Source organism: Flagellimonas ulvae, from assembly GCF_049333175.1.
Classification (GTDB): Bacteria; Bacteroidota; Bacteroidia; order Flavobacteriales; family Flavobacteriaceae; genus Flagellimonas.
In genome coordinates this window covers 3,830,818-3,854,413 of the sequence record NZ_CP186325.1, presented here as the reverse complement: position 1 = coordinate 3,854,413, position 23,596 = coordinate 3,830,818, and the positions used below count along the sequence as shown (strand labels likewise).

Sequence of the window (23,596 nt, the reverse complement as noted above, 5' to 3'; positions counted from 1 at the left end):
ATGAAACATATCTATCTTCTGTTGCTGGTCTTCGGTCTTTTGGGGTGTAAAAATTCTACCGAACAAACAACACAAGAGACTCCTATTTCTTCTGTTTCACCAGAAGAGAAAGATAACCGAATACTTTTTATAGTCTCAAACCAACATACCTATGGAAAATCCACTATAAACGCAGCCAACCACTTTGCTGAAATTGTATTTGCCTATGATGTATTTATTAAAGCGGGTTATGCTATTGATTTTGTAAGCCCCAAGGGAGGAGCCATACCCATTGGATATTTAAACACATCCGATGCATTGGAAAAACAATACCTCTATGATTTTGAATTCATGGGACAACTTAAAAACACCTTCACGCCTCAACAAATTGACCCATCTAAATACAAAGCTGTTTACTATGGAGGTGGTGGAGCTGCCATGTATGGAGTGCCTGAGAACAAGGCGATTCAAAAAATTGCAATGGCCATTTACGAAGAAAATAATGGTATAATATCCGCCATTTGTCACGGAACCGCCGGAATAGTGCATCTAAAAACCAAGGATGGAAAATTCCTTTATCAAGGAAAAAAAGTGAATGGCTTCCCCAATTTATTTGAAAATATGGAAGCTGCCTATTACCAAGAATTTCCTTTTTCTATAGAACAGACCATTCAAAACAGAGGAGGGGATTTTAGCTTTTCTGAAGAGGGTTGGGATAACTACTTTGTCTTGGATGGACGTCTGATTACTGGGCAAGACCCAACAGCTGCTGCATCCGTAGCCGAAAATGTAGTTAAAACCTTAAAAAGCCAAACTAAATGAAGAATATGACCTTAGTGCTCTTACTTTTTGCAAGTGCTTCCTTCACGTATGCCCAAACTGAATTGGAAAGTATTAACAAAGTACTCTATGACTACATTGAAGGTACTGCCAATGGTGAACCTGAAAGGCTTAGAGAGGCATTTGACGAAGATTTCAATTTATACTTTGTGAGAAACGATTCATTACAGAAGTGGCCTGGAAAAAATTATATAAACAATGTAAAACCAGGACAAAAAAGTAATCGTATTGGCAGGGTACTTTCCATAGATTTTGAAGGAGATGCCGCTAGTGCAAAGGTTGAAATACTGATGCCGGGTCTAAAGAGGATTTACACCGACTACTTCTTACTATTGAAAGTTGACCAAAAATGGAAAATCATCCACAAAACATTCACTTTTAAAAACTATCCAAAATGAAACTTTTAGGAAAAAAGAAAGGGAATATAGGTTCTCTTAGTGTTTTTTTAATCCTTCTATTACTTGCTGGAATATCAGTTTATCCGCAGTCCGCTAGGGACTCAGAAAAAGCAATTGATAGTATTTTCAGTCAATGGCAGAAAAAACAAGTTCCAGGAGTTGTAGCAGGGCTTATTTATGGTGATAATCTTGAATATAGCAAAGTCTATGGCTATGCAGATGTAAAAAACCAAGAGAAGAATACGGTAAACACCCAATTTCAAATTGGGTATTTGTCCCGACAATTTGTGGTTTTTGGAATTCTTGTACTCGAAAATCAAAGTAAGTTATCCTTGAACGATCCTATCCAAAAGTATGTAACAGATTTTCCCAAATTCGAACATGAACTTAAGATTTCGCATTTGGTAAACCATAGTAGCGGTCTGGACAATCATACTATGTTAAGAAGGATAATTGGCGTAAAAAACAATGATACCCACACACATGAAGAAGCTTTGAACCTGATTAAAAGTCAAAATAAACTGAACTATGTTCCTGGAACCGACTTTTCGCATATGACCTCCAAAACTGAAATCACCCTAATGTTGGAACTCATCAAGAAAGCTTCCAGTCAATCAATTACCAATTTTATGACTGAACATATTTTCAATCCCTTGGGTATGAAAAACACCAGTTTTTCGAAAGATTATAACAGTATTGTCCACAATCAGGCGATATCCTATCAGAATCAAGGAGATACGCTAAAGTTCAGTAAGGTTAACCATGAAAATGTGTTTTACACTTCTGCAGAAGATATGTTGATATGGTACAGTGCTCTTACGGGAAAATCAAAATCGAACCTAACACCTATCTTCCAAAAACTAGATAGCCCAGTTAACCTTGAAAATGGGAATGAATTTAATTCTTGGTGGGGCAAATTGACTTTGGGAAGATCATTCTATCATTTAGAAAGAGGTTTACCGGCCTATTGGCAATTTGGTCGCATTGGCGGCTATGCTTCAAATGTTTTTCGTTTTCCAGAGCAGAATCTGACCTCATTCGTTATGGGCAACAACAATGCATACAATGGTATGCCGGCCATGCTACATGCTAATCACTATATAGAAGATAAATACACCAAACCTAGTGATATAGACCCAAGTTTATTAAAAACCAAGAAATTATCAACTTCAGCCTTAAAGAACTATGAGGGGCTATATTGGGACTCAAAACGAGGCATAGCTCGAAAATTAGAGGTAGAGAACGATACACTTTTTTACAAGCGTTTAGACCAAGACGAAGGAGCGCCCATGGTTCCATTGGCAACATCAGAAACATTTCAATTGGTAGTTGAGGGAGATGAAAAAATAGTCTTTTCCTTTAAAAACAGTAATGGTTCAAAAGCGTATGATATCACCTTAGGTGAGAGCAGTCCATATACCTATATTGAGTACACTCCAACTACAGAAACTCCAGAAATTCGCAACGAATACTGTGGCACTTTTTATAGTAAAAACCTGAAAGTTATATATGATTTTGAAATTGACGAACAACAACTTATCGCAAGAGGTCCAAACGGCAGAGTAGTTGTTTTTTATTCGGTTATGAAAGATACGTTCCGAAGCGATGCTCCCGAATTTGGCAGTATTCGTTTTGAAAGAGATGCCAGTGAAAAAATAAGTGGGTTTGCCATTTTTACGGATGGTATCCAAAATTTAAAGTTCACCAAAATGTCAAGCATCTTTGATACCTCGAAAAACAGACTTCCCTAAACGTTTGGTCTTTTAAGGCAAACCGATTCATTTCGCTACTTTTGTACCTCAAAACAAAAAGTACAATGAGTGACCGTTTGGTAGCCCCTTCTTTACTTGCAGCCGATTTTGCCAATATGAGGCAAGACATCGAAATGGTTAACCAAAGTAGGGCAGATTGGTTTCATTTGGATGTAATGGATGGCGTTTTTGTGTCTAACATCTCCTTTGGGATGCCAGTCATTAAAGCTATGGCCAAGCATACCCAAAAAATACTGGATGTACATTTAATGATAATTGACCCCGACAGGTATATTAAAACCTTTGCCGAACTGGGAAGTGATAATCTTACGGTACACATTGAAGCCTGCAATCACCTACATCGCACGGTACATGCTATTCAACAAGAAGGTATGAAAGCAGGGGTTGCTCTAAACCCACATACTTCCATTAATCTATTGGAAGACATTATCCAAGACGTTGATTTGGTTTGCGTGATGAGTGTTAATCCTGGTTTTGGAGGACAATCCTTCATTGAAAACACATATAATAAGGTCAGTGATCTAAAAAATCTGATTGAAAAGAAAAATTCAAACACACTTATTGAAATTGATGGTGGGGTAACTACGACAAATGCCAAAAGATTAGTGAATGCAGGAGCTGATGTATTGGTTGCTGGTAGTTTTGTTTTTGGAAGTGAAGACCCCGCAGCTACCATATCGGCCCTTAAAGACGAAATTTCATGATGCAGGATTATGACTTGGCTATAATAGGTGGAGGGCCCATAGGTATTGCATGTGGTTTGGAGGCCAAAAAAAAGGGGCTCTCTTACATTATTATTGAAAAAGGCACTATTGTCAATTCCCTTTTCAATTACCCTATTAATATGCAGTTTTTCTCTTCCTCCGAAAAGCTGGAAATTGATGACATTCCTTTCATTAGTAAAGAGGCCAAGCCTAAACGGAATGAGGCTCTGGAGTATTATCGTAGAATCGTCACTTCTAACCAACTCAATATTCATTTGTTTGAGATTGTTAATGAGGTAGAGAAATATGATGATTCTTTTGCAATACATACATCCAAAAACAGCTATAGAAGCAAAAACATCATTGTAGCCACGGGATTTTATGATTTGCCGAATAAAATCAATGTGCCCGGAGAAGATTTGCCCAAAGTTTCGCATTACTACAAAGACCCACATTTTTATGCAAGTCAAAAGTTGGCAGTGGTAGGAGCAAGCAATTCAGCTATTGATGCAGCGCTTGAATGTTATAGGAAGGGAGCCGATGTAACGCTGATTATTCGAGGTCCCGAAGTTGGTCAGCGAGTAAAGTATTGGGTTAGACCGGATATCATCAACCGCATAGAAGAGGGAAGTATCAAGGCCTATTACAATTCCACAGTAAAAGAAATTCTTGATGGGGAGCTTATTTTGGATACCCCGGAGGGAGTAATCAGTTTACCAAACGATTTTGTTCTCGCCTTGACCGGGTATATGCCCAATTTTGAGTTTTTGGAACAGCTTGGCATCCAACTTTCCAATGATGAAAAAAGACTGCCTCAATACAATCCAGATACTATGGAAACAAATGTTGAGGGGCTTTATTTGGCAGGTGTCATATGTGGAGGTATGGAAACCCATAAATGGTTTATTGAGAATTCAAGAATCCATGCCAAAATCATCATACAATCGATTTTGGAAAAAATGCAATTGGTTCCAAGGGTTTGACTCTGAAAAAGTAAGACCATAAATCCGTATTTTTAGAGGACAACCTTAAACCATTAGTATGGACATGGCCATGCAGCTGCATTTGGCAGCACAGTACCTTGCCACAACAGCAATCAGTTTTTTGGATGAAAAAGAGGATGACAGTCACACCAACTTGGCCTTTTCCAACACGGAAAAGAGTCTTGAAACATGGCCTTTGGACCAGAAAGGGACCAAGCTTTGTTTGGACTATCCCAGTTTTTCCTTGAAGTGGGTGTCTGGTGAACCAAAAACATTCGCACTTCTTGGAAAATCACATGAAGAGGTGGTCAATTGGTTAAAAGAAGTCTCAGCCCATTTGGATTCTTCAAAAACCTATGAATACAAGCTTCATTATGATCTTCCCTATCAAATAGGTACGGATGAAACATTCCAGCATAACAATCCTGAAAAAGTGGAAGAGCTGGTTCAATTAAGAATAATGGGCAATACGGTCCTTGCCGAGGTCTTAAAAGAAAATCAATTGAGTTCTGACATTCGAATTTGGCCACATCATTTTGATACCGGAGCTTTCTCATCTTTGGACGAGGATTCAGAAACAGCAGTGGGAATGGGACTCACCATTCCTGATTCACTCATGGATGATTATTATTTTTATATCAGCGGATATCAGGGTCACACAAGTTTGGATACCTCTAACTACAAACCCTTGACCAAAGGACAGTGGTTGAATGATGGTTTTAAAGGAGCTGTATTACCCGTTTCGGATTGTACCAAAGAAGATGCCGTAACATTTTTCAATCAAGCTATTCAAGCATATAAGCTGTAATTTTTATAATGTTTGGTTAGTTGATGTTATATATTGGATTTTCATCCATATATTTTTTTATGGTCTCCGGATTCATGTAACGTTGATTCGTTTCAGGGACATTCCCCATTTCCAAGGCCTGCGTAGCACCCTTCCATTCAATAATTCCCAGTGCTTTGCGAACAAAACTACTCCAATCCAATAATTGATATCCCAATCCTTGGGTAACGGCTCGCTTATCGGTTTCAAACTCAAATCTGTCAACAAAAGAGGGCTTTCCAAGTTTGAATCCAAGTCCTATCAATTGAAAACTGGTTTGTGATCTATACTCTAAGATATGTGCAATCTCGTGTCCCAAAACTCCTATTTGCGCATTATACGGCAGATTAGAAAACAAAATTGGAGTAAAACTCTCTATAGTCTCCGAGCTAATCGTAATGACATAAGTCCTCCATTTTTTAGGCAAAAAGACATGCATTATTCTGGGCCTTGAGGTCAATGGAGTCTTTCTCTTCTTGAATCGAAACTTAATTCGAGTATCCAGCAATTGTGGATAAAAAGACAGAGCGGTTAATACCTGAGTCCCTATTTCTTTTGGAAATTTTTTCTTCAAGGAATATTTCTTGTAATCGGATGCTCGAAAATCTTTTGGAAGAAACTTCACTTTTGGAGTTTGGGTAAAAGCTGAACTGCTTAAGCCCATAAAAAGAATCAGAAACAAAAATTTCAAATTCCTTTTCATGAAATCAAAACCTAAAGACCAAACATAAACTGAAGGGCAATGCTTGCGATAAAGTCCTGTGCCACCTCATCACCATTCGTAACAATATTGATTTCACGCCCAAATCCAAGGGTGAGACCAATTTGCGAGGAAGAATTTTTTATGGGGAGAAAGTAACCCCCTTCCAAATAGGGTTGCAATACCAGAATGTCCGTCGTACCAGAAATTGGGTTGTCTGCTGGTCCAACATCGGTCCAATCAATTTCCAAACTCCATAAATCCGTAATCAGTCCCGCCACAATCTTTCCAGTTTTTAATGGAAAATGCTTTCTAAACCCTATGGAGCCTCCAAAACCCTCTCCTTCTTCGGTCAGGTTTACATCGCTGAAGTCTTGTCTATCAGTAAAATTGGCTCCCAACCTAAACAAGAGTGAAGATTTTTCATTTAAATATGTCTCCAGATTTACAGTGGGAATAATTCCGGCAGGATAGGCTTGCACAGATAACCCGAGATATGTTCCCTCATTTACTGGTGTTTTCTGGGCAGATACTGAAATCGCAGTTAAAATGAAGAAGGAAAATAAAAAAACAAACTTCACTTTCATCTTAAATAGCCTTTATTTGTTGTTCTACAATATTGCTATCCTTCAGCATAGCCCTGCCGTCTTTGAAACTAAGATAGGTGTATCCTTTTTTGTGATTCATGATACTGATATCATTCATCATTTTCCAATGCCTGAAAATTTCCCTCCATGCAAAGAAAACCGAATGTTTTGGGTCATAAATATGAGTTGGCTCCCCTCCTGCTCCATTAATTTCTATAATGCTGAATTTTTCGCCCCTGCTCAATTCTTCAAATGAATTATATAGTACATCCAAACGTCCATAATGAAAGCCTTCCACTTTGGAACAAACTTCATCTATGGTTTCCAAAAGTTCGTCATTGAGCAAGTAGGTAACATCCCTAAATTCTGCACCTCGGGTATGGCTCCCGAAGGGAACCAAAATGAATTCTTTCCCAGGGTCTAAAACCACATTCAGTTTGAAACCATATTTTTTTTGTAGTGTTTTTAGCTGAAAATGACTACGCGGGTTTTGTTTTATTAACTGTAAAATTGAGCTTTTTCCGTCACCAACGACCGATAAAAACTTCTTGGATACCATACCGGTTATCCTTCCCTTTTCTTCTCCCGGTTTTCTTACATAAAAAATGCCCAATTCGTTTTGGTAGGGAATCAATTCTTGCACCAAGAAATCATCGTGCATTCGCAAGAAGTAATTTCGAAATTCTTCTTTGTTCTTGATTTTGTCCACACCAAAGGATTTCATTCCGATATCCGGTTTTACGATAAAGGGATATGAAATGCGTGACGAAAACACTTTGTTCAAAGCATTTTCCAAATTCTCTTGTTTTGAAATGTATACCGTATTTGGGTAGTTGCCCGGTGGAATCAAATCGTAAATCTGCATTTTGGATTCCATGGCCATTCCTCCATTTTTCATGGTCGGGTTCGCGGCATTGAAAAAGAAAAAGGAACGTGCCCTCAAAGAGAAGTATAGCCAAACTGGAAACATAGGATAATAGACCAAGGGGAAAGGCCAATACTCCCAATGCGTCCATTTATACAATTTTAGCTGCCAGTTTTTCATTTTAATGGAGGGTTAACTGGTCTGTATTAAATGATATAACTGATTTCTTGTCATTCAAAAGGTCAAAATGCCCCAAGGAAATATCATCTTCTTTCAAAACGGCTTGGGTCACACTGAACGTTTTCAAGCCGGTCTTACGGTCTATGATAAAGCCATTTTCAAAATCTGAATGATTGTTGGAATGGAAATCGACCACATCTTCTGGATTAACATCTAAAACATTCCCCATAAAATTGGAAAAAAGCGATTCTCGGTGTCGTATCACTTCTTTATCATAAAGGGTCGCCGAAGACCAAATATAGTTTTCCGAATTACTTAAAGGTTTTCTATGTCGTTTAGTTTCATCCCAACGCATCTCCAATAATCGTCCTTGTTGGAACAGCACTACGGTAAATGGTTCTATCCCTTCCAAATCAATTTCATCAAGGTATTTTTCCGGTGATTCCTTTGACATGATGTCCAAAAGAACCAAGCCTCTACTTTTTCTATAGTTCCCCAATGATTTATGTCTCTTGAAAGCTCCATTTAACAACACCCCAACATGACCCATTTCATTAATGGCAAACCAAGTTCCTCCCGCTTTGGGGTCTTTTGGAAACAAAAGGTCAATCCCATTAACAATCTCCCGTTTTGGCTCAAAAGCGGTGGGGCGCGAAATGTGTTCGTCCCTATTGGAAGTGATATAATAATTTCCCTTATTTGCTATGAAGCTTACTGTGCACATACCTTTCTATATTGCATAGTTGATGGTGCCACACCAAATGATTCGGGCAAATCCAACTCCGTAAAGTGTTGAATTCCAACCTTTATAAGAGCATGGTGATGAATGGCATGTTCCAAATTATACATCACTTCGCGATAATAGTTGGAATCCAAAGTGTTTTCTTCACCACCCAATTCGTAAGTAACCTTTAAAGGTCTATTTGGTTTTTCCAACTGTTCTTGAATGATTTCCAGTTGCTCTATGGCAAATACAACCTCATTTTCAATTCTTGGATTACGCTCCCTTCTATCATACGAAACATCCTCGGTTTCATAGCCGTTGATAAGGCATAAATAGAGCTCAATAACATGTCGTGTATGTTGTCCTATACTGGAATTGGAGAGTGTTGAACAAGGAGAATTATAACAATCCGCTGGGAGTTGTTGCAATATATGTTTGAATTGTTCTAAAGTGTTTAATGATGAAATGAACATGGAGGTTTATTGTAATTTAAGGTTAAGGCGTTTTTTAATCAACAAGAACGTAAGATAAAGTGAAAATCCCAGATATAACAGTCCCATAAAAAGATTGGTCACTTTGCTATAGTCTTGATAATTGCTGAATACATATTTACCCAGAAAAATAAAAATCAGAAGTGCAATAATGGAACCTACCCCAATACCCCACATATAAAATGAATACGATTTACCAGAGCGTTCCAAAATTCCTTTGGTAGACAAAACCTTGGTCCATGTCATCCAAAAAGGAAAATGCAAGGGGTTAAGGGCGCTCAATAACAATCCCAAGACAAATGAAGAACCTATTTCAGGTAGCGCCGTAAATTGCGGTCCCGTTTCAGAAACTTGACCAGCATCTATAAAACTGAGAATCGCCAAATACAGAAGCAATATAATTCCCAAAGGGAAGAGATAGTTGCTGATTCTATCAGTCAATGTAAGCCTTTCATTTCCATAAATTGCTAAGCGTACCACTACAAGTTCCACCAAGACCACGGCAATGGCGAACCAAATAGCTGAAACAACACTTTGTGATGCAGCTATATCAAATGCAGTCAAGTTTAAAGTCCCCAAGGGTAAAGCTCCCAAAAAACTTATTGAAAAACCTGAAAATAAAACCTTTAGACTTTTTCGCATCTAATACCCTTCTTGACTAAACATGGAGAAATTAAGAACTAATCTTCCGCTTGTACTACTTTTTACTTTTAATTTTTTCCCAATTTACATCAGCTTTGGCCTGAAGCTTATCTGGCGACTCTTTTTCCCAAAGTTCCAAGGTGTTCGTTTTTCCCTTGTTGTAAAATAAGTACAATTTATTATCTCGTATCTCGTAGGTCTCGGGATTCACGCTCACCTTTTTACCAGAAACAGCTACTGCATAGGCACAATACCCTCCGTATTGAGGCACATACTTTTCAGGATTTGCTGTGAATTTATCCAAATTACTTTGAGATGAAAACTTATAGCTTACCTCATCAAACTTTGTGCTAAACTCTGTTTTACCTTCTATAGCTTGATTGTCAAAATAGGAAACCACATCGTAACCGTTGGCTGCATAGCCTTTTTTTGTATTGTAATCTATGGATTGAGCGGAAACAATCAGTCCCATAACTAAAAACGCGAACGAAATAATATTTTTCATATCAGTAAATTGATGATTCTTTATTCAACTTTTTAATTTGGGAAACGTCAACACGTAAAATGTGCCAATCTCCCAGTTGTTCAGCCAATCCATTTAAGATTGAAGGTTGGCCTATATATGGTAGTATGTCTTTGTGAATAGGATTTCCTTTCAAATCAGTCAATAAAAAATAATCCGATATTGCATTTGGGTCATCTGAAACCAGCACTGGAGGGATACCACCAGAAATACAAAGTGCAGCACAACTCCTGTGAATTTTACCGTATCCAGGCTTCATAACTCCAAAATAACACTTGGGGTCAACTATCTCTCCTTCAACACTAATGGCACCCAATGATTCTGTAGAAATAGACTTCGTGGGTTTGGAATCGGTAAGACTTACTTTCTGGCTATCATCAATTTGTAAAAGAGTCTTGCCATTGTAATAAATCAAATTTCCTTCTATGGTAAGATGTTTGCCTTCCAGATACTCCTTCTTGATTACGGATATCCTTCAAATAAGGGTTTGGTCCAAATTTGCCAAAGCCCAAAAGCACCACATTTTTGTAGGTCCCCTCAGTCAATTCTACCTGAAGCATGGGATAGGGCATTTCATGATAAACTCCTGAAACCTTGGTAGCAGAATCAAAATCAAAAGAACTGTTACTGGCCGTATTCTGAAAAATACCAAACAACAGAGCCCCCAAAATCAGAAACCCTATTCCGAATAGAACAAAGTTCTTCAGGCTTTTCTTGGTTAGAGTTCCCACAGAATGTTCCACATACCCGATATAAAACTCGTCTTTTTGTTTCATTTTAGATTTTTGCAGGTTTCACTTCTGTTCCTTCTGGCAAAGCTTCAGGGTTGATAAAAACCCATCCATTTTGCACTCTAAGCTGATAAGTCGCCACTTTTTCGGTAAAGGGAGGTGGTGACTGACCATTTTGAGGCAAATACTGGTATCCATGCCAAGGACAGGTAACGCATCCATCCACAATCTTACCCTCTCCCAAAGGACCTCCTTGGTGTTTGCATACATTGTGGATGGCCGATAGTTTACCTTGATATTTGAAAATTGCCACACGTTCCTTATCTACTGTAAATATTTTAGCGCGGTTTTCCCGAATCTCATTTATTTCGCAGACCTTCAGCCAGCCTTCATTATCGACCTTTCCGTTTTCATTATCCATTTTGGCTTCCTTAAAAGCGGCTGTAATATGAAGTCCTGAAACCAGAATAAATCCTGCCAACATTATTCCAATGGTTGGTAGGGATGGTTCTTGCTGAAAAGCCCCTAAAAAAACATGGAGCAGAATTAAGGCATAGGCCACGTAGACCATCATATGAAGGCCTTTCCAAATCTTCGGTGATAGGTTTTTCAAAAAGAAGTCATGACTCGTAGAGGCCATGAAGAACAAAATCAGCAATGCCAAAAATCCCAAAACCTGAAAAGGAAAATTGGTCAAGGAGCCATAATCCATGTTTGAAGTAAAAACAGAAATGATTGGATTTGTATTTCCCAAAGTATGAAACTGAATAATGGCAAAGGTTCCATGAATCAAAGCGGCTAAGAACATGCTTACTCCCAAGTGCCTTCTATTATATAGAATAGGAAGAAATTGTGGATTTAAACGGCTGAGGGGGCCTATAATCAAAATGATGTGCAACATCAGGACTGCCAAAGAGCCAAAAGCCCGTATTATTAAAGTTTCCGCTGTTCCTTCGGGGTTCAGTAGTAAGGTGAGTGCTATGAACAACACCAAATACAATATCATGGACAAGGCAAAAACCTTGTCATACTTTTTCTTATGCTTGTTCCAAAGCACCAATTTATAGTCCAGTCCCATTAGAATTCCAATTTTAGAATTTGTTGGTTCTTTATTTCGTCCATCACAATAAAACCTTTGATAATTCCTGTACTGGGAAATGAGTAATTGCCTATTCCCTGTAATTGGCCAAGCACCGCACCTTTTTCTCCCTTCCCATTAATTTCGTATACCACCGAAGATGTAGCTCTTAAAGGGGACTTAAGCCAAATGTTGAGTAAATACTGCTCAGATGTATTGGATAGTACGACCTTTATTTCGGCATTCTCAATTTCCTCAACCACATTTCCTTTAACCTCAGCCATGTAAAGATTTTCTGATGAAGAGAAAAAGTCAAGGTTCTTTCCAGAAAGAAATAGGAGAATCGCCAATGTGGGGGTCAAAATCATCCACATCCATTTATGTCTTGTTCGTAATCGATAATCCATTTCTTATTCTTTTATATTTTGGAACAGACGCTTTATGAGAAAGGGCCATGTGGCCACTACACCAGGAAAAAGCAATAGTCTGACAACCTTTTTACTATTTCCCATTATGGGGTCGATTCGTTTTGCGAAAAAAATGAAGTAGAGTCCAAATAGAAATCCTGCCAAAAAGTAAATCTGGAGAATAATCAAAAATGTAAATATTGCTGTCTCCATATTAAATCAGATTTACATCTGTGATAACTTCCAAAACGGCAGGTCCGGGTTGTTCAAAAAGTGATTTCATTGTCTTCATAAGATCTTCTTGTTTCTCCACACGTTTTCCCCAAGCGCCACAGGATACTGCAAAGTCAGCAAAGTTTGGGTTGGAAAGTGAAGTTTTCCATACATCAAACTCCCCAGCCCTTTGCTCTTTGGAAATTTTACCCAACTCATGATTGTTCAGAACTATAAGCTTCACTGCCATGTTATACTTTACCAAAGTGTTGATTTCAGCCAGGTATTGACATAGCCCTCCATCACCTGCAACCGCCACCACCGGTCTGGAACTCCCAACAGCGGTCCATGCTCCAATTGAAGCGGGAAGTGCGAAACCTATGGAGCCCAAATAGCCAGACATTAGAAAATCGTGTTCTTTCGATTCAAAATACCTACCGAAAGAGTAGGCATTGTTGCCCACATCCACACACATTACCGCATCTTCCGGGGTAAGCTGGTTCATGGCATCAAAAACAGCTATGGAACTAACTCCATTATCCGATGTTTCCAATAATCGCTTCGCCTTTTCGCTTCGCCAAATCTTCCAGCGTTCAGCAATTTCGTCGGTTTGGTCAATGGTATCGATAGCATCTTCCAATTCCGAATCGAATATTTCCAGGGTTCTTGAAATTTCTCCCCAAACGGCTACTTCTACCTGATGGAACTTACTCAGGGCCAGGGGGTCAAAATCAACTTGGATTATGGGCTTTTTTGGAGTTATACCGGTATGATTGGAAAACGAAGCCCCAAAAACAATCAAAACATCTGATTCATTCATAAACCAAGAAGCAATGGGAGTGCCACTTCTACCCAAAACTCCTCCACCCAAAGGATGGTTATCCGGAATCAATCCTTTCCCTTTGAACGTAGTAACCACGGGAGAATTTAAACTTTCTGCAAATCTTATAATGGCCTTTTTGTGTGCCCTAGCTCCATGACCCATTATTATTACGGGCCATTTTGATTGTCTTATAAGGTTTACAGCATCCTTCACGGATTCCTTTGGAGGTGCAATTTCCAGAGTAGTTATTCTTTTTTCAGGGGTTTGTGGTTTTGCATTAGGCTTGGCTTTTCGCTCTTGGACCTCATCCGGAAAGGTAAGATGTGATACATCACGTTTCAAAATCGCATGTTTAATGGCAAGTGACATCAATTCCCCGTGTTTGGAATCACTCTGTACCTGGTGATTAAATTCAGCCACACTACCAAAAGCCTGAACCAAGTCCACTTCCTGAAAATTACCTGTACCCACTACTTGAGTGGCCACTTGACCGGTCAAGGCCAATAAGGGAGCTCTATCCACCTTGGCATCCCACATACCAGTGAACATATTGGTTGCCCCGGGGCCCGCTATAGAGAAACAAGCTGCTGGTTTTCCAGTTAACTTTCCATAGGCTGAAGCTGCAAAAGCGGCCGCTCCTTCGTGACGGATTCCATAGAAGTTGAGTTTCCCCTTTTGTTCTTGACGTTTCATAGCATCCGCAAAACCCAGATTGGAATGTCCTACCATACCGAACACCTTTGTCACGCCCCAGTTTACCATGGTTTCCGCCATAATATCTGAAACTGTAGTTTCATGTTCGGCTTCTTCAGGTACTCCAACAAAGATGGCTTCTCCTTCTTCTTTTACCGCAAATGTTTCAATGCCATCATCATAGCCTCCTGGAGGTAGTCCCGTACATGGATGGAAATCCCAACCATGCCATGGGCAACGTAGCATACCATTTTCAATAGATCCCTCTCCCAAAGGACCACCTTGATGCGGACATCTATTGTCCAGGGCAGAAAACTTACCTTCAAAATGAGTTAAGCAAATACCTTTATGTGCAGCAGTTACGGTTTTCACCCGACCTTCGGGAAGCTCTTTTTTGTTGTCGAGCACTTTGTACCAGATACGTTTTTTTTCGTCCATAGTAAGGTTTATTTCGATTGATGGTGTTGTATATTTTTGTTTTTGTTGGATAAGGAAAAGTTAATCAAACACCCAAGGGTAAAAAAGTGATCGTCCAACTCACTAATCACGTATTTGTATTCGGTGAAAAAGAGGAGTTTTCCTTTGGCATAGTGAAATCCCGCTCCAACATTCAACCCAAAAGCTCTTTCAACATGCTCTTCTTGAAATGAGGTGTTATTTTCCGTTTCCCTTTCTTCCGAATAGTTTAATCCCGATAGAGGATAGAATCCTAAACCTCCACCTAAATCTAAAATATAATGAAGGTTTGCATTCGCTTCAAAAAAAGTGATTTCACCCTCTTCAATATCTCTTTTGAAAAATGATACTTCCGGACCGAAACAAAAGTGATGGTCTGTGGCATAGTACAATCTTGCATTCCAGCCTAGAGTCTCCAATTCAGAAGAATAGACCCCTGAAAGTCCGGGCATTATTGTAGGAGGTTCTACTTGAGCTTGTAAATGAAAACTTGACAGAACAAAAACCACAATAAAAAAGACAAATCTTTGCATTTAATTCTATTTTAAAAGTTCTCTAACAAGCATTCAATTCTCCAACTAGGGTTAGAGAGTACGACCATGGCATAAGGGGCAAATAATATTGTTTGGATTTATTAAAGAACCCCTGCATATTTGATTCCTGTCAACTCATGCATTTCTTTGTTAAAGGTGGATAAATCATTATGGTTAAACTTGGTTACATCGTCATAACCACAAGAACGTGCTACAACCTTGATTAAATCATTGGTCGCTGTAAAATAGTTGTGGAGTTGTTTGGCCGAAGCGTCTATAATCAACCTGCTTCGTAGATGTTCTTTTTGAGTGGCTATACCAACCGGGCAATTGTTGCTGCCGCAAGCCCTCATACCCAGACACCCTATGGCTTGAATTGCAGCATTGGATACAGCAATGGCGTCCGCTCCCATCATCATGGCTTTGGCGAAATCTTCGGCTATTCGAAGACCTCCGGTAATGATCAAAGACACATCCGTAACCCCAATTTTATCCAAATACTTTCGAGCACGGGCCAAAGCAGGTATGGTTGGTACATTTATATTATCCCGTAGGATGGTAGGCGCAGAACCGGTCCCCCCTCCTCGACCATCCAAAATGATATAGTCGACGCCTACATCCAAAGCAAATTGGATATCCTTTTCTATGTGACTTGCCGCAATCTTAAATCCTATGGGTATACCACCAGTACGTTCCCGGACTTCATCAGCGAATGCTTTGAAATCCTTTACTCCATGAAAATCAGGGAATGTGGCTGGACTAATAGCCGTTTGACCTTCTTCCAACCCTCTTACCTCAGCAATTTCCTTACTTACTTTATTTCCAGGAAGATGGCCTCCAGTTCCGGTTTTTGCGCCTTGTCCGCCTTTGAAATGAAATGCTTGAACGTTATCCAGCTTATCCCATGAAAACCCGAATTGAGCCGAAGCCAATTCGTAAAAATATTTGGAGTTGTTCTTTTGTTCATCGGGTAACATCCCGCCTTCTCCCGAACAAATACCTGTCCCAGACATTTCCGCTCCTTTGGAGAGCGCAATTTTAGCCTCCCGCGACAGCGCACCAAAACTCATATCGCTTACAAAAAGCGGGATATCCAAAACCAGAGGCCTTTTAGCTTTTGGCCCAATAACCACTTTGGTAGCTACTTCTTCATGGTCCAATAAAGGACGGGTAGCCAATTGAGCTGGTAAAAACTGTATGTCACTCCATTTAGGCAATGTATTTCTGTCCACTCCCATAGAGGCGGAAAAACCGTGGTGCCCTAGATTCTTGAGACCGTTTCTAGCCAATTCCTTAATATAACCGGAATATGGCTCCGTATCCTCAGGATGGGTGTCCGCGTAGGTTCCCAAATAAGCATCACGGTCAAAAGGCTGAGGGTGTTCTAGTTCGAAAGCTTCAATCTCATTTTCATCAATTTTTAAGGAGTCATCTTCAACGAATTCTTGAAACTTATGAAGTTGTTCTTCATTATTATACTCACTAATTCCAGTATCATAGCGATAATCCCAGCCATGGACACCACATATCAAATTCTTTCCATCAATATGGCCATCGGCAAGCAATGCCCCTCTATGGTGACAACGTCCATACAAAACTGAAATTCCAGTTTCGTGTTTGATGATTACTAAATCAGTGTTTTTGACTAAGGCGTAAAAAGGTTGTTTTTCCTTTAGCTCTGAAATCTTGGCGATTTCAATAAGGTTGTTTTGCATTATAAAGTTTGTTGTCAGGTTGTTAAGAGTTCAGTCGAACTCCACTTTTTAACATTACGCCTTAAGTTATGTTAAAAATTGTTTAGTGGCATCACTTTAATTAAAAAAGTCCAAAAGCGTATGCTAGTGGACCTAAATTAACTTTACCATATTGCGTAAGGCGGTAGATTTATCTTGGCGGAGGTCCTCCGGGCGGGCGGTCTCCCGGTGGCCCATGTCGAAGGGCTCCAGACACTATACGTTTTAACTTTTGTTTCTGTTTATCATTACAGATTTTTTCAACCTCACTAAAATATCGGAATACTTCAATCTCTCTTGCTTTTGTCAATGTACCAATCTCTTCGGTAATAGAATCCAATTGTTCATCGCCAAGGCTGCTATTCCCAAGTTCTGAAAAAAGCATTTGCTTTAAATCATTTAATTCAAAGTTAATTTCTCTCATTCTTCGATGGTGCTCTCTATCAAACTCCAAAAAACTAGCAGTTTGGGTTTCATTAAAATTCAATTGTTCAGAAATAAATTCTCTTGGAGGTCTTTGCCTTTGGCTTGGCTTCTTTATCACTAAAAACAGTAATACACCGTTCATGACCATCAAAAAAACCAAAAAAATAATCAATAAGATATTCTTCTTCATCGTCTCCTAATTTAAAATAGAATCTTCCTGGGTTGACGAAAGCCCATAGGCTTCAGCAAAAGTCTGCATTTTTTCCTTTTGGTACGAACTGTTGTAGTAGTACAAAACCCCTAGATTAAGAAAAACAAAGGCCAGTAAAGCTGCAATTTGAAGTTTTGGGTTAAACCAGTTCAACACGGTTAGTACATTTTCTTGGTCATCAAGCTTACCAAGCTTGCTCAGCACCTTGTTCTTAAAAAAAGGAGGAGCACCGACAGATTCAATATCTGAAACTGATTCTATTAAATCATCCAGATGTTTCAAAGTATTTTTTTTTTCATTCATAACTAATCATGGTGGTGTAGAGAATTAGATGTTCTTTTTTGCCAAAACTTGTGCTACCCACCCTCTTTTTTATAATATGTTGTTAAAATTTGTTTTAAGTTTTTCTTGGCCCTAAAAAGTAATGACTCAATTGAGGATATACTTTTTTGGGTAATCTCGCTCACTTCCTTATAGCTGAGGCCATCAATTTTATGAAGGGTAAAAACCACCTTTTGTGCCTCTGGCAACTGATCTATGGCCTTGAAAAGGGTTTCTTGCTGTTCTTTTCGTTCCAGTTGAACACCTGGGTGGTTAAACTCCGTGAAATATGCCGTTTTATCCATTGGCATTGAATTACCACTAAGTAATTGCATAAACCCAAACCCTTTTTTTGTGTTCCTTTTACGGATAAACTCCAAGCTTTTATTTACAGCAATTCGATAAATCCAAGTAGTTAGTTTAGAATTCCCCTTGAACTTGGAAACAGACTTATACACTTCAATAAAAACCTCTTGTGCAATATCTTCTGCATCTTCCGCATTAGGAACAAAGGACAAGCAAGTATTGAAAACCAGCTTTTGGTATTCATCCAAAAGTTTGGAATAGGCTTGTTGTTTTTGGGCCTTTAAATCTTCTAAAAACTGTTTTTCGTCCAAAAGAATACGTGAGAAAGTCAATCACAAAATAAGGGCAATTCAAAAAAAGTTGGTGTCCTGCACAAGTTTTTTTTGGAATTCACATCTAAACCTTCAAACAGAAATCGATAAACAATGAAAACAAACAAGCAATTTTTTTTCCTTGGACTTACCGCTATCGCAATGGTCTCATGCCAGATGAAAGCGCAATCTAACAATAATCAAAGGCAAAGAAGAGAACCTCCGAGTATTGACCAACTTTTCAAAGATTTGGATGCAGATGAAGATGGAAAACTATCAAAAGAAGAAGTAAAAGGTCCATTAAAGGATCATTTCGATGAGATCAACTTGAATGAAGACGGTTTTTTGACCCGAGAAGAGATGGAAAAAGCTCCAAAACCTGAAAGAAGGGGCAATAGAAATAGAGACAATTAAACCATTAAAATGAATGTTATGAAAAGAAATCCAATTTTGATTATTTCTGGATTGATTGTTCTGATGATTATTGCATGTAGTTCCGATACCGATTCAGAAACCTTTGAGGATGAAACCTTTGGTGAAGATGACTATGGCGATGTAAGTCTGAGTGCAGCTTTTACCGAATTCGACTCCAATGAAACCACTATTTATTTGGATGGTAGTAACGTTGTCATTGAAACAACTGGGTTCCCAAACCATGAGACGGTGTATTGGGGTGAAGCAAGCGATATGTACCTGGAAGAACCAGAAGTTGAACTAACACCGAGTATTATCCCCAACTTTGATGGCTCTGCCACCTTGGTAGTTTCTGCAAACCCAGAGTTGGCTTCAAGCAGTACTTCCACAAGTTTGGGGGCCATTGGTATTGCGGTAAGCGGGGCGGCCATTTTTAATGATCAAGAAGGTAACGGACCGCTAAGTGCTGCTGCGGCTAGTTTGGATTGGACTGGAGGCCATATTGGTCCGTCGGTATACCATTATCACCTAGAGCCCAAAGCGTGGTCTGATGATGACGATTCCTTAATTGGAATTCTAGCTGACGGTTTTTTCATCTATGGAAGAAAATGTAATTCCACAGGAGATTACCCAACTGATCTAGATGCTTCTGGCGGTCATGTGGGCATAACACAACATTCATCTGAGCCAGTATATCACTACCATATTGAGAACGAGTTGTATTTAAATCAATATTATGTCATTTTTCCAGGAGACTATCAAGGAACACCGAATAGTATCAATTAAATGGATTCCAGCATTTTTGTTGCTATTTGTTTTTCTGCTGGTTGGAAATACAAAAAATACCGTCCCAGATGCTAGAATAATTAAAAATGTTGAGGTTGAAAAGGAGCTCCTACAATTAAATAGGTTTGAAGGTAGGTGGTATCATGAGGGGGCTCCTTTTAACGGTTACTCGGTCAAGACTCATAAAAATGGACAAATTGCCGAAAAAACTGGTTTCATTTATGGAAAAAGGCAGGGACCATCTTTAAAATGGTATGAGGATGGCATGCTATACAGTCAAAAGAACTATAACAATAATGGGCTTGAGGGAACTTCCAAAACCTGGTGGCCCAATGGACAACAGAGTACTGAATCCAATTATAGAAATAGGCAAAGACACGGTAAACAAATCAAATGGTATCCCAATGGACAGCTGGCTGGAATAACCCAATTTAATAAGGGCAAGGAAGAAGGATTGCAACAAGCTTGGTTGCAGACTGGTAAACTATATGCTAATTATGAAGCCAAAAACGGAAGATTTTTTGGCCTAAGACGTTCTAATCTATGTTATCAATTAAAAAATGAAGTGGTACAGAAGTAGTTTGGGTTTTATCGGATTGTTTGCTTTTCTGGCTTGCACCCAGCCTAGAAAAAAAGAGAAAGTTAGTAGGGTAGCAACTTTACCTTATTACGTAGATGCATCATTTACACCAAAATGGATAAACCCAAAAAGTTTGGATACCCTCAAAATACACCAAGTACCTTCTTTTGAATTAATCAATCAATTGGGGGATAGTATTGATGAAAGGACCTTTGAAGATAAAATTTACGTGACTGATTTCTTTTTTACATCCTGCCCTGGAATTTGTCCGAAAATGACCAATAACATGTTATTGGTTCAAAAAGAATTTGAAGCAGATGAAGAAGTATTATTGCTGTCACATTCGGTTACTCCCGATTACGATTCCGTTCCTATTCTTAAGCACTATGCAGACACAAAAGGTGTAATTCCAAACAAGTGGCACCTAGTGACTGGGAAACGAAAGGATATATACAACCTTGGGCGCAATGGATATTTTGTGGAGGAGGATTTAGGTGTGCCCAAAGGGGAGGATGATTTTTTACATACTGAAAACTTCATTTTGGTAGATAGGAACAAGCATATTCGAGGTATTTATAATGGTCTGAACAAAACAGCTATTGCCCAACTGATTGCAGATATCAAAACATTAAAAAAGGAAGAATAACGGCTTTAGGAATTAAGCCATTGTTTAAACTCAGCAGCTCGGTTTTTGCTTATTATAATATCAACTTCTGAGTTAGGGTCTACCAAAATCTTTAGTTGGTTGTTCCCATATTTTATAATCTTACTGATTGCCGAAATGGCAACTATAAACTGTCGATTGGCTCTATAAAAGTGCGTCTCATCCAAATTGGAGAAAAGGTCATCCAAACTAGAGTTGGATGTAGACTGACTTCCATCAAAACAAACTACATAGGTAATTGTACTTTCCATAAAAATGTAAGCAATATCATCTGTGGAAACCGGACGTAGTTCATTTCGAACATAGGTTAAAATACGCTTCTTCCCTTTATCTGTTTGGGTGTTTTGCGCTTCTGGAGCGGTCTCAATTACTCTTTGTTGATAATTATCCAAGTCCTTATTCAGTTTGGCAAGGTTTACCACCTCATCTTCCAGTTTTTGGTTCTTGGCCTCTAACTTTTTCTCGTAAGAGCTACCTATCAATCGTACCATTATCACCGAACACAGGACAATGGAGAAACCCATAATACTAAATATGGTATAGAACTTATTGCGGAGACTATCTATCTGCTCCGTTATTTTATCGGTATTGGCATGCGCCGCAATAATCCAATCAGAATTTGGAACTGGATTCAGATAAATGATTTCTGATTGCAGTTCATTTCCATCTTCAAAACTTCGAATACCTCCGAAGGTTCTTTTACTGGTAAGCAAATCATACAAGTCTTCTGGACTCATTTCCCCATTAACTGAAGAAATGGAAGACTGGTCGGGGTTTACTTGTTGTCCCACCTGTGTAATATCTGGATGGCAAACCTCTCTTCCTGACCAATCGAACATGCAGATAAAACCATTCTCGGTATTCGTATTTTCTATACTTTCCTGAACGTTTTCTATTATGGTTTCTTTATCCACTCCATTTTCCAATTGAAAACCAATCAATTTTGCCACTTCGTTCGCCTCCCTCTTACTGGCCTCCAATTGGGCCTCAAGAAGTTGACTTGCACTTACTTTGATAAAAGACTGGACGGATACTCCAGCGATTAGTATAAAAATAGCCGTGATGGCCAAAAACGTAAAAAAATAAAGTCGGTCTTTACGCATGTTTGAGGTAGAAAATTTTAAGCGACTAAGATAAGAGATAAGTTTCTCATAAACCTCACAATATATTTAGCCAAATAAGTTCCCTTTTATTCCTTTTTAAATCCAAATTTTCCCTCTCACCAACATTTTGTTCTCTAAACCCCTTGATATGGAATTGTTTTGGGCAAACAAAAAACTTAAGTCCAATTCTAAATTCCAACAGATGAAAAACGTAATTAAATTCTTTTTACCTCTGGTATCACTTCTAGTATTTAGCTGCGCAAACGACAGTGAAAGTGATTTGCTGGACCCTATTCCAGAAAGTGTGGATGATGTCAATGATGATGAAATCGTTGACGCGGTCACATTCACTACGGACATCCAACCCATTATTGTCAACAATTGTCAAGGATGCCATTCAAGTCCACCTAGAAACGGTGCTCCTTTCCCTCTAGTCACCTTTCAACAAGTGAGTTCCAGAAATGGTGGCGTACTACGTACAGTTTCATTGCAGACTGGGCAACCAGATGCTATGCCACCCGCAGGGAGAATCCCTCAAGCATCAATCGACCTGATCAATCAATGGATTGAGGACGGATTGATAGAGTAAAAAGCTTAATCCAAAATTAAACACCAATGAAAAATCTTAAAAACACACTATTTCTAGTATTTGCAATTTCAATGCTTGGCTGTTATTCAGTTAATGCTCAAAGCAAATACATTGACAAAAAAGCGAAAATTGCATTTGAAGCTTCAGAGAAACTCTTTGAAGAAGTAAAGGCGCAAACTGAATCTGCTACCGCAATATTTGATTCTCAAACCAATCAAATTGCCTCATTGGCCTTGGTAAAGGGATTTCGATTTAAAAATTCATTGATGCAAGAGCATTTCAATGAGAACTATATCGAATCCGACACCTATCCAAAGGCTACTTTCAAAGGTAAACTGATAGATTTTGATGCCTCAAAGCTTTCAGAAACGCCTTCACAAGTATCAGTGGATGGGAAAATGAAATTGCATGGAAAGGAAAAGACCATTCGTACAGATTTATCGATTTATAAAAAGGACGGTTCCATTGTGATGGAAGGAGGCTTCAAAGTCAAACCCGAAGACTTTGATATCAATATCCCAAAGATTGTAAGAAACAAAATAGCCAAAGAAGTATTGGTACAGATCAACTTTAACCTCATCAAAAAATGAAAGCGAAGAAACGTATTGCCATCATTTTATCAGGGGTTCTTTTGGTTGTGGTGTTTGCTTTTTTAGCTCTCAACTACATGTACAAACCTCACAGAAACATTGCCCAAGAAAGTGTTGTTAGCTCCTTATCTGCCATGGAAATTCATGAAAAGTTTGCTAATCCAAATACTTCTCTAGAAAACCTAGCAGATAAGATAGTGGAAGTGAATGGGTCCATAACCGAAATAGAACAGACACACACCATATTCATTGATAACAAAGTACAGGTAGACTTTGATACGCTTCAGCAAGTGAAAGGGGTATTTGACAATGGGTCCAACATCACCATAAAAGGTCGCTGTGTAGGATTTGACGATCTGCTTGAAATAGTCAAAATAGATCAGGCCATCCTTATCAACCAATAAAAACAAACAA

At 38.8% G+C, this 23,596-nt stretch carries 32 protein-coding genes; 13 read left to right on the top strand and 19 right to left on the bottom strand.

What is annotated here, in order from left to right:
* The 6 genes from ACOKFD_RS18035 (at position 1) to ACOKFD_RS18010 (ending at position 5,484) form a co-directional block, all read left to right on the top strand.
* Positions 1–801, top strand: coding sequence for a type 1 glutamine amidotransferase domain-containing protein (locus tag ACOKFD_RS18035; RefSeq protein ID WP_422859182.1), 801 nt, complete (start codon positions 1–3; stop codon positions 799–801).
* Positions 798–1,217, top strand: a complete 420-nt coding sequence (locus tag ACOKFD_RS18030) for a nuclear transport factor 2 family protein (RefSeq protein ID WP_422859181.1) — start codon at positions 798–800, stop codon at positions 1,215–1,217. Before ACOKFD_RS18035 ends, ACOKFD_RS18030 begins: the two co-directional genes overlap by 4 nt.
* A complete protein-coding gene (locus tag ACOKFD_RS18025) occupies positions 1,214–2,968 on the top strand; it encodes a serine hydrolase domain-containing protein (RefSeq protein WP_422859180.1) in 1,755 nt (584 codons plus the stop codon). Before ACOKFD_RS18030 ends, ACOKFD_RS18025 begins: the two co-directional genes overlap by 4 nt.
* Before the next feature lie 65 nt (positions 2,969–3,033).
* On the top strand, positions 3,034–3,693 hold the full coding sequence (rpe, locus tag ACOKFD_RS18020) for a ribulose-phosphate 3-epimerase (protein ID WP_422859179.1): 660 nt from the start codon (positions 3,034–3,036) through the stop codon (positions 3,691–3,693).
* Positions 3,693–4,676: a YpdA family putative bacillithiol disulfide reductase gene (locus tag ACOKFD_RS18015; protein WP_422861035.1), complete on the top strand. Its 984-nt coding sequence runs from the start codon at positions 3,693–3,695 to the stop codon at positions 4,674–4,676. The genes rpe and ACOKFD_RS18015 overlap by 1 nt, the downstream gene beginning before the upstream one ends.
* Before the next feature lie 58 nt (positions 4,677–4,734).
* Positions 4,735–5,484 (top strand): hypothetical protein, encoded by a 750-nt coding sequence (locus tag ACOKFD_RS18010; RefSeq protein ID WP_422859178.1) that lies wholly within the window; start codon positions 4,735–4,737, stop codon positions 5,482–5,484.
* A gap of 16 nt (positions 5,485–5,500) precedes the next feature.
* On the opposite strand, the gene ACOKFD_RS18005 is transcribed toward ACOKFD_RS18010, so the two are convergent.
* The 18 genes from ACOKFD_RS18005 to ACOKFD_RS17920 form a co-directional block, all read right to left on the bottom strand.
* The gene (locus tag ACOKFD_RS18005) at positions 5,501–6,205 is read right to left on the bottom strand and encodes a hypothetical protein (protein WP_422859177.1); all 705 of its coding nucleotides are present in this window, start codon (positions 6,203–6,205) and stop codon (positions 5,501–5,503) included.
* Positions 6,206–6,216: 11 nt separating this feature from the next.
* On the bottom strand, positions 6,217–6,789 hold the full coding sequence (locus tag ACOKFD_RS18000; protein WP_422859176.1) for a hypothetical protein: 573 nt from the start codon (positions 6,787–6,789) through the stop codon (positions 6,217–6,219).
* Between the two features lies 1 nt (position 6,790).
* Positions 6,791–7,834 carry a D-alanine--D-alanine ligase gene (locus tag ACOKFD_RS17995; RefSeq protein WP_422859175.1) on the bottom strand — a complete coding sequence of 348 codons (1,044 nt, stop codon included), beginning with the start codon at positions 7,832–7,834 and terminating at the stop codon, positions 6,791–6,793.
* 1 nt (position 7,835) lies between these two features.
* On the bottom strand, positions 7,836–8,558 hold the full coding sequence (locus ACOKFD_RS17990) for an NRDE family protein (RefSeq protein WP_422859174.1): 723 nt from the start codon (positions 8,556–8,558) through the stop codon (positions 7,836–7,838).
* The gene (locus ACOKFD_RS17985; RefSeq protein WP_422859173.1) at positions 8,546–9,031 is read right to left on the bottom strand and encodes a DinB family protein; all 486 of its coding nucleotides are present in this window, start codon (positions 9,029–9,031) and stop codon (positions 8,546–8,548) included. Before ACOKFD_RS17985 ends, ACOKFD_RS17990 begins: the two co-directional genes overlap by 13 nt.
* Positions 9,032–9,037: 6 nt before the next feature.
* Entirely contained in the window at positions 9,038–9,691 is a 654-nt protein-coding gene (locus tag ACOKFD_RS17980) for a LysE family transporter (protein ID WP_422859172.1), read from the bottom strand.
* Positions 9,692–9,746: 55 nt separating this feature from the next.
* Positions 9,747–10,196 carry a YHS domain-containing (seleno)protein gene (locus ACOKFD_RS17975; protein ID WP_422859171.1) on the bottom strand — a complete coding sequence of 150 codons (450 nt, stop codon included), beginning with the start codon at positions 10,194–10,196 and terminating at the stop codon, positions 9,747–9,749.
* A 1-nt stretch (position 10,197) separates the two neighbouring features.
* A complete protein-coding gene (locus ACOKFD_RS17970) occupies positions 10,198–10,629 on the bottom strand; it encodes a hypothetical protein (protein ID WP_422859170.1) in 432 nt (143 codons plus the stop codon).
* Positions 10,592–10,990 (bottom strand): hypothetical protein, encoded by a 399-nt coding sequence (locus ACOKFD_RS17965; protein ID WP_422859169.1) that lies wholly within the window; start codon positions 10,988–10,990, stop codon positions 10,592–10,594. The genes ACOKFD_RS17970 and ACOKFD_RS17965 overlap by 38 nt, the downstream gene beginning before the upstream one ends.
* Position 10,991: 1 nt before the next feature.
* On the bottom strand, positions 10,992–12,023 hold the full coding sequence (locus tag ACOKFD_RS17960) for a Rieske 2Fe-2S domain-containing protein (RefSeq protein WP_422859168.1): 1,032 nt from the start codon (positions 12,021–12,023) through the stop codon (positions 10,992–10,994).
* Positions 12,023–12,430, bottom strand: a complete 408-nt coding sequence (locus ACOKFD_RS17955; protein ID WP_422859167.1) for a hypothetical protein — start codon at positions 12,428–12,430, stop codon at positions 12,023–12,025. The genes ACOKFD_RS17960 and ACOKFD_RS17955 overlap by 1 nt, the downstream gene beginning before the upstream one ends.
* 3 nt (positions 12,431–12,433) lie before the next feature.
* Entirely contained in the window at positions 12,434–12,643 is a 210-nt protein-coding gene (locus ACOKFD_RS17950) for a hypothetical protein (protein WP_422859166.1), read from the bottom strand.
* Between the two features lies 1 nt (position 12,644).
* Positions 12,645–14,597, bottom strand: a complete 1,953-nt coding sequence (locus ACOKFD_RS17945) for a thiamine pyrophosphate-binding protein (protein ID WP_422859165.1) — start codon at positions 14,595–14,597, stop codon at positions 12,645–12,647.
* 8 nt (positions 14,598–14,605) lie between these two features.
* Positions 14,606–15,148 (bottom strand): outer membrane beta-barrel protein, encoded by a 543-nt coding sequence (locus tag ACOKFD_RS17940; RefSeq protein ID WP_422859164.1) that lies wholly within the window; start codon positions 15,146–15,148, stop codon positions 14,606–14,608.
* 101 nt (positions 15,149–15,249) lie between these two features.
* Positions 15,250–16,863, bottom strand: a complete 1,614-nt coding sequence (locus tag ACOKFD_RS17935; protein WP_422859163.1) for a glutamate synthase-related protein — start codon at positions 16,861–16,863, stop codon at positions 15,250–15,252.
* A gap of 169 nt (positions 16,864–17,032) precedes the next feature.
* Positions 17,033–17,497, bottom strand: coding sequence for a Spy/CpxP family protein refolding chaperone (locus ACOKFD_RS17930; RefSeq protein WP_422859162.1), 465 nt, complete (start codon positions 17,495–17,497; stop codon positions 17,033–17,035).
* Between the two features lie 6 nt (positions 17,498–17,503).
* Positions 17,504–17,821, bottom strand: coding sequence for a hypothetical protein (locus ACOKFD_RS17925; RefSeq protein ID WP_422859161.1), 318 nt, complete (start codon positions 17,819–17,821; stop codon positions 17,504–17,506).
* A gap of 53 nt (positions 17,822–17,874) precedes the next feature.
* Positions 17,875–18,477, bottom strand: coding sequence for an RNA polymerase sigma factor (locus ACOKFD_RS17920; protein ID WP_422859160.1), 603 nt, complete (start codon positions 18,475–18,477; stop codon positions 17,875–17,877).
* 93 nt (positions 18,478–18,570) lie between these two features.
* Between ACOKFD_RS17920 and ACOKFD_RS17915 the strand changes: the two genes are divergently transcribed.
* Genes ACOKFD_RS17915 through ACOKFD_RS17900 form a run of 4 tightly spaced genes read left to right on the top strand, consistent with a single transcriptional unit; the run spans position 18,571 to position 20,882 of the window.
* Entirely contained in the window at positions 18,571–18,870 is a 300-nt protein-coding gene (locus tag ACOKFD_RS17915) for an EF-hand domain-containing protein (RefSeq protein ID WP_422859159.1), read from the top strand.
* Between the two features lie 18 nt (positions 18,871–18,888).
* A complete protein-coding gene (locus tag ACOKFD_RS17910; protein WP_422859158.1) occupies positions 18,889–19,656 on the top strand; it encodes a YHYH protein in 768 nt (255 codons plus the stop codon).
* Positions 19,607–20,236: a toxin-antitoxin system YwqK family antitoxin gene (locus tag ACOKFD_RS17905; protein ID WP_422859157.1), complete on the top strand. Its 630-nt coding sequence runs from the start codon at positions 19,607–19,609 to the stop codon at positions 20,234–20,236. The genes ACOKFD_RS17910 and ACOKFD_RS17905 overlap by 50 nt, the downstream gene beginning before the upstream one ends.
* Complete coding sequence (locus ACOKFD_RS17900) at positions 20,217–20,882, top strand: SCO family protein (protein ID WP_422859156.1); 666 nt, start codon at positions 20,217–20,219, stop codon at positions 20,880–20,882. Before ACOKFD_RS17905 ends, ACOKFD_RS17900 begins: the two co-directional genes overlap by 20 nt.
* Positions 20,883–20,887: 5 nt before the next feature.
* Here ACOKFD_RS17900 and ACOKFD_RS17895 read toward each other — a convergent pair whose 3' ends face one another.
* Positions 20,888–22,003, bottom strand: a complete 1,116-nt coding sequence (locus ACOKFD_RS17895) for a LytR/AlgR family response regulator transcription factor (protein ID WP_422859155.1) — start codon at positions 22,001–22,003, stop codon at positions 20,888–20,890.
* 202 nt (positions 22,004–22,205) lie between these two features.
* Here ACOKFD_RS17895 and ACOKFD_RS17890 point away from each other — a divergent pair, with 202 nt between their 5' ends.
* The 3 genes from ACOKFD_RS17890 to ACOKFD_RS17880 are packed head-to-tail and all read left to right on the top strand — an operon-like array spanning position 22,206 to position 23,586.
* Entirely contained in the window at positions 22,206–22,592 is a 387-nt protein-coding gene (locus ACOKFD_RS17890) for a hypothetical protein (protein ID WP_299000348.1), read from the top strand.
* 26 nt (positions 22,593–22,618) lie between these two features.
* Entirely contained in the window at positions 22,619–23,182 is a 564-nt protein-coding gene (locus tag ACOKFD_RS17885) for a YceI family protein (RefSeq protein ID WP_422859154.1), read from the top strand.
* The gene (locus ACOKFD_RS17880; protein ID WP_422859153.1) at positions 23,179–23,586 is read left to right on the top strand and encodes an OB-fold protein; all 408 of its coding nucleotides are present in this window, start codon (positions 23,179–23,181) and stop codon (positions 23,584–23,586) included. Before ACOKFD_RS17885 ends, ACOKFD_RS17880 begins: the two co-directional genes overlap by 4 nt.
* Positions 23,587–23,596: the final 10 nt, after the last annotated feature.

Coding starts and splice junctions, on each gene's coding strand:
- ACOKFD_RS18035 (WP_422859182.1), top strand. CDS start 1: ATGAAACATATCTATCTTCTGTTGCTGGTCTTCGGTCTTTTGGGGTGT.
- ACOKFD_RS18030 (WP_422859181.1), top strand. CDS start 798: ATGAAGAATATGACCTTAGTGCTCTTACTTTTTGCAAGTGCTTCCTTC.
- ACOKFD_RS18025 (WP_422859180.1), top strand. CDS start 1,214: ATGAAACTTTTAGGAAAAAAGAAAGGGAATATAGGTTCTCTTAGTGTT.
- rpe (WP_422859179.1), top strand. CDS start 3,034: ATGAGTGACCGTTTGGTAGCCCCTTCTTTACTTGCAGCCGATTTTGCC.
- ACOKFD_RS18015 (WP_422861035.1), top strand. CDS start 3,693: ATGCAGGATTATGACTTGGCTATAATAGGTGGAGGGCCCATAGGTATT.
- ACOKFD_RS18010 (WP_422859178.1), top strand. CDS start 4,735: ATGGACATGGCCATGCAGCTGCATTTGGCAGCACAGTACCTTGCCACA.
- ACOKFD_RS18005 (WP_422859177.1), bottom strand. CDS start 6,205: ATGAAAAGGAATTTGAAATTTTTGTTTCTGATTCTTTTTATGGGCTTA.
- ACOKFD_RS18000 (WP_422859176.1), bottom strand. CDS start 6,789: ATGAAAGTGAAGTTTGTTTTTTTATTTTCCTTCTTCATTTTAACTGCG.
- ACOKFD_RS17995 (WP_422859175.1), bottom strand. CDS start 7,834: ATGAAAAACTGGCAGCTAAAATTGTATAAATGGACGCATTGGGAGTAT.
- ACOKFD_RS17990 (WP_422859174.1), bottom strand. CDS start 8,558: ATGTGCACAGTAAGCTTCATAGCAAATAAGGGAAATTATTATATCACT.
- ACOKFD_RS17985 (WP_422859173.1), bottom strand. CDS start 9,031: ATGTTCATTTCATCATTAAACACTTTAGAACAATTCAAACATATATTG.
- ACOKFD_RS17980 (WP_422859172.1), bottom strand. CDS start 9,691: ATGCGAAAAAGTCTAAAGGTTTTATTTTCAGGTTTTTCAATAAGTTTT.
- ACOKFD_RS17975 (WP_422859171.1), bottom strand. CDS start 10,196: ATGAAAAATATTATTTCGTTCGCGTTTTTAGTTATGGGACTGATTGTT.
- ACOKFD_RS17965 (WP_422859169.1), bottom strand. CDS start 10,990: ATGAAACAAAAAGACGAGTTTTATATCGGGTATGTGGAACATTCTGTG.
- ACOKFD_RS17960 (WP_422859168.1), bottom strand. CDS start 12,023: ATGGGACTGGACTATAAATTGGTGCTTTGGAACAAGCATAAGAAAAAG.
- ACOKFD_RS17955 (WP_422859167.1), bottom strand. CDS start 12,430: ATGGATTATCGATTACGAACAAGACATAAATGGATGTGGATGATTTTG.
- ACOKFD_RS17950 (WP_422859166.1), bottom strand. CDS start 12,643: ATGGAGACAGCAATATTTACATTTTTGATTATTCTCCAGATTTACTTT.
- ACOKFD_RS17945 (WP_422859165.1), bottom strand. CDS start 14,597: ATGGACGAAAAAAAACGTATCTGGTACAAAGTGCTCGACAACAAAAAA.
- ACOKFD_RS17940 (WP_422859164.1), bottom strand. CDS start 15,148: ATGCAAAGATTTGTCTTTTTTATTGTGGTTTTTGTTCTGTCAAGTTTT.
- ACOKFD_RS17935 (WP_422859163.1), bottom strand. CDS start 16,863: ATGCAAAACAACCTTATTGAAATCGCCAAGATTTCAGAGCTAAAGGAA.
- ACOKFD_RS17930 (WP_422859162.1), bottom strand. CDS start 17,497: ATGAAGAAGAATATCTTATTGATTATTTTTTTGGTTTTTTTGATGGTC.
- ACOKFD_RS17925 (WP_422859161.1), bottom strand. CDS start 17,821: ATGAATGAAAAAAAAAATACTTTGAAACATCTGGATGATTTAATAGAA.
- ACOKFD_RS17915 (WP_422859159.1), top strand. CDS start 18,571: ATGAAAACAAACAAGCAATTTTTTTTCCTTGGACTTACCGCTATCGCA.
- ACOKFD_RS17910 (WP_422859158.1), top strand. CDS start 18,889: ATGAAAAGAAATCCAATTTTGATTATTTCTGGATTGATTGTTCTGATG.
- ACOKFD_RS17905 (WP_422859157.1), top strand. CDS start 19,607: ATGTCATTTTTCCAGGAGACTATCAAGGAACACCGAATAGTATCAATT.
- ACOKFD_RS17900 (WP_422859156.1), top strand. CDS start 20,217: ATGAAGTGGTACAGAAGTAGTTTGGGTTTTATCGGATTGTTTGCTTTT.
- ACOKFD_RS17895 (WP_422859155.1), bottom strand. CDS start 22,003: ATGCGTAAAGACCGACTTTATTTTTTTACGTTTTTGGCCATCACGGCT.
- ACOKFD_RS17890 (WP_299000348.1), top strand. CDS start 22,206: ATGAAAAACGTAATTAAATTCTTTTTACCTCTGGTATCACTTCTAGTA.
- ACOKFD_RS17885 (WP_422859154.1), top strand. CDS start 22,619: ATGAAAAATCTTAAAAACACACTATTTCTAGTATTTGCAATTTCAATG.
- ACOKFD_RS17880 (WP_422859153.1), top strand. CDS start 23,179: ATGAAAGCGAAGAAACGTATTGCCATCATTTTATCAGGGGTTCTTTTG.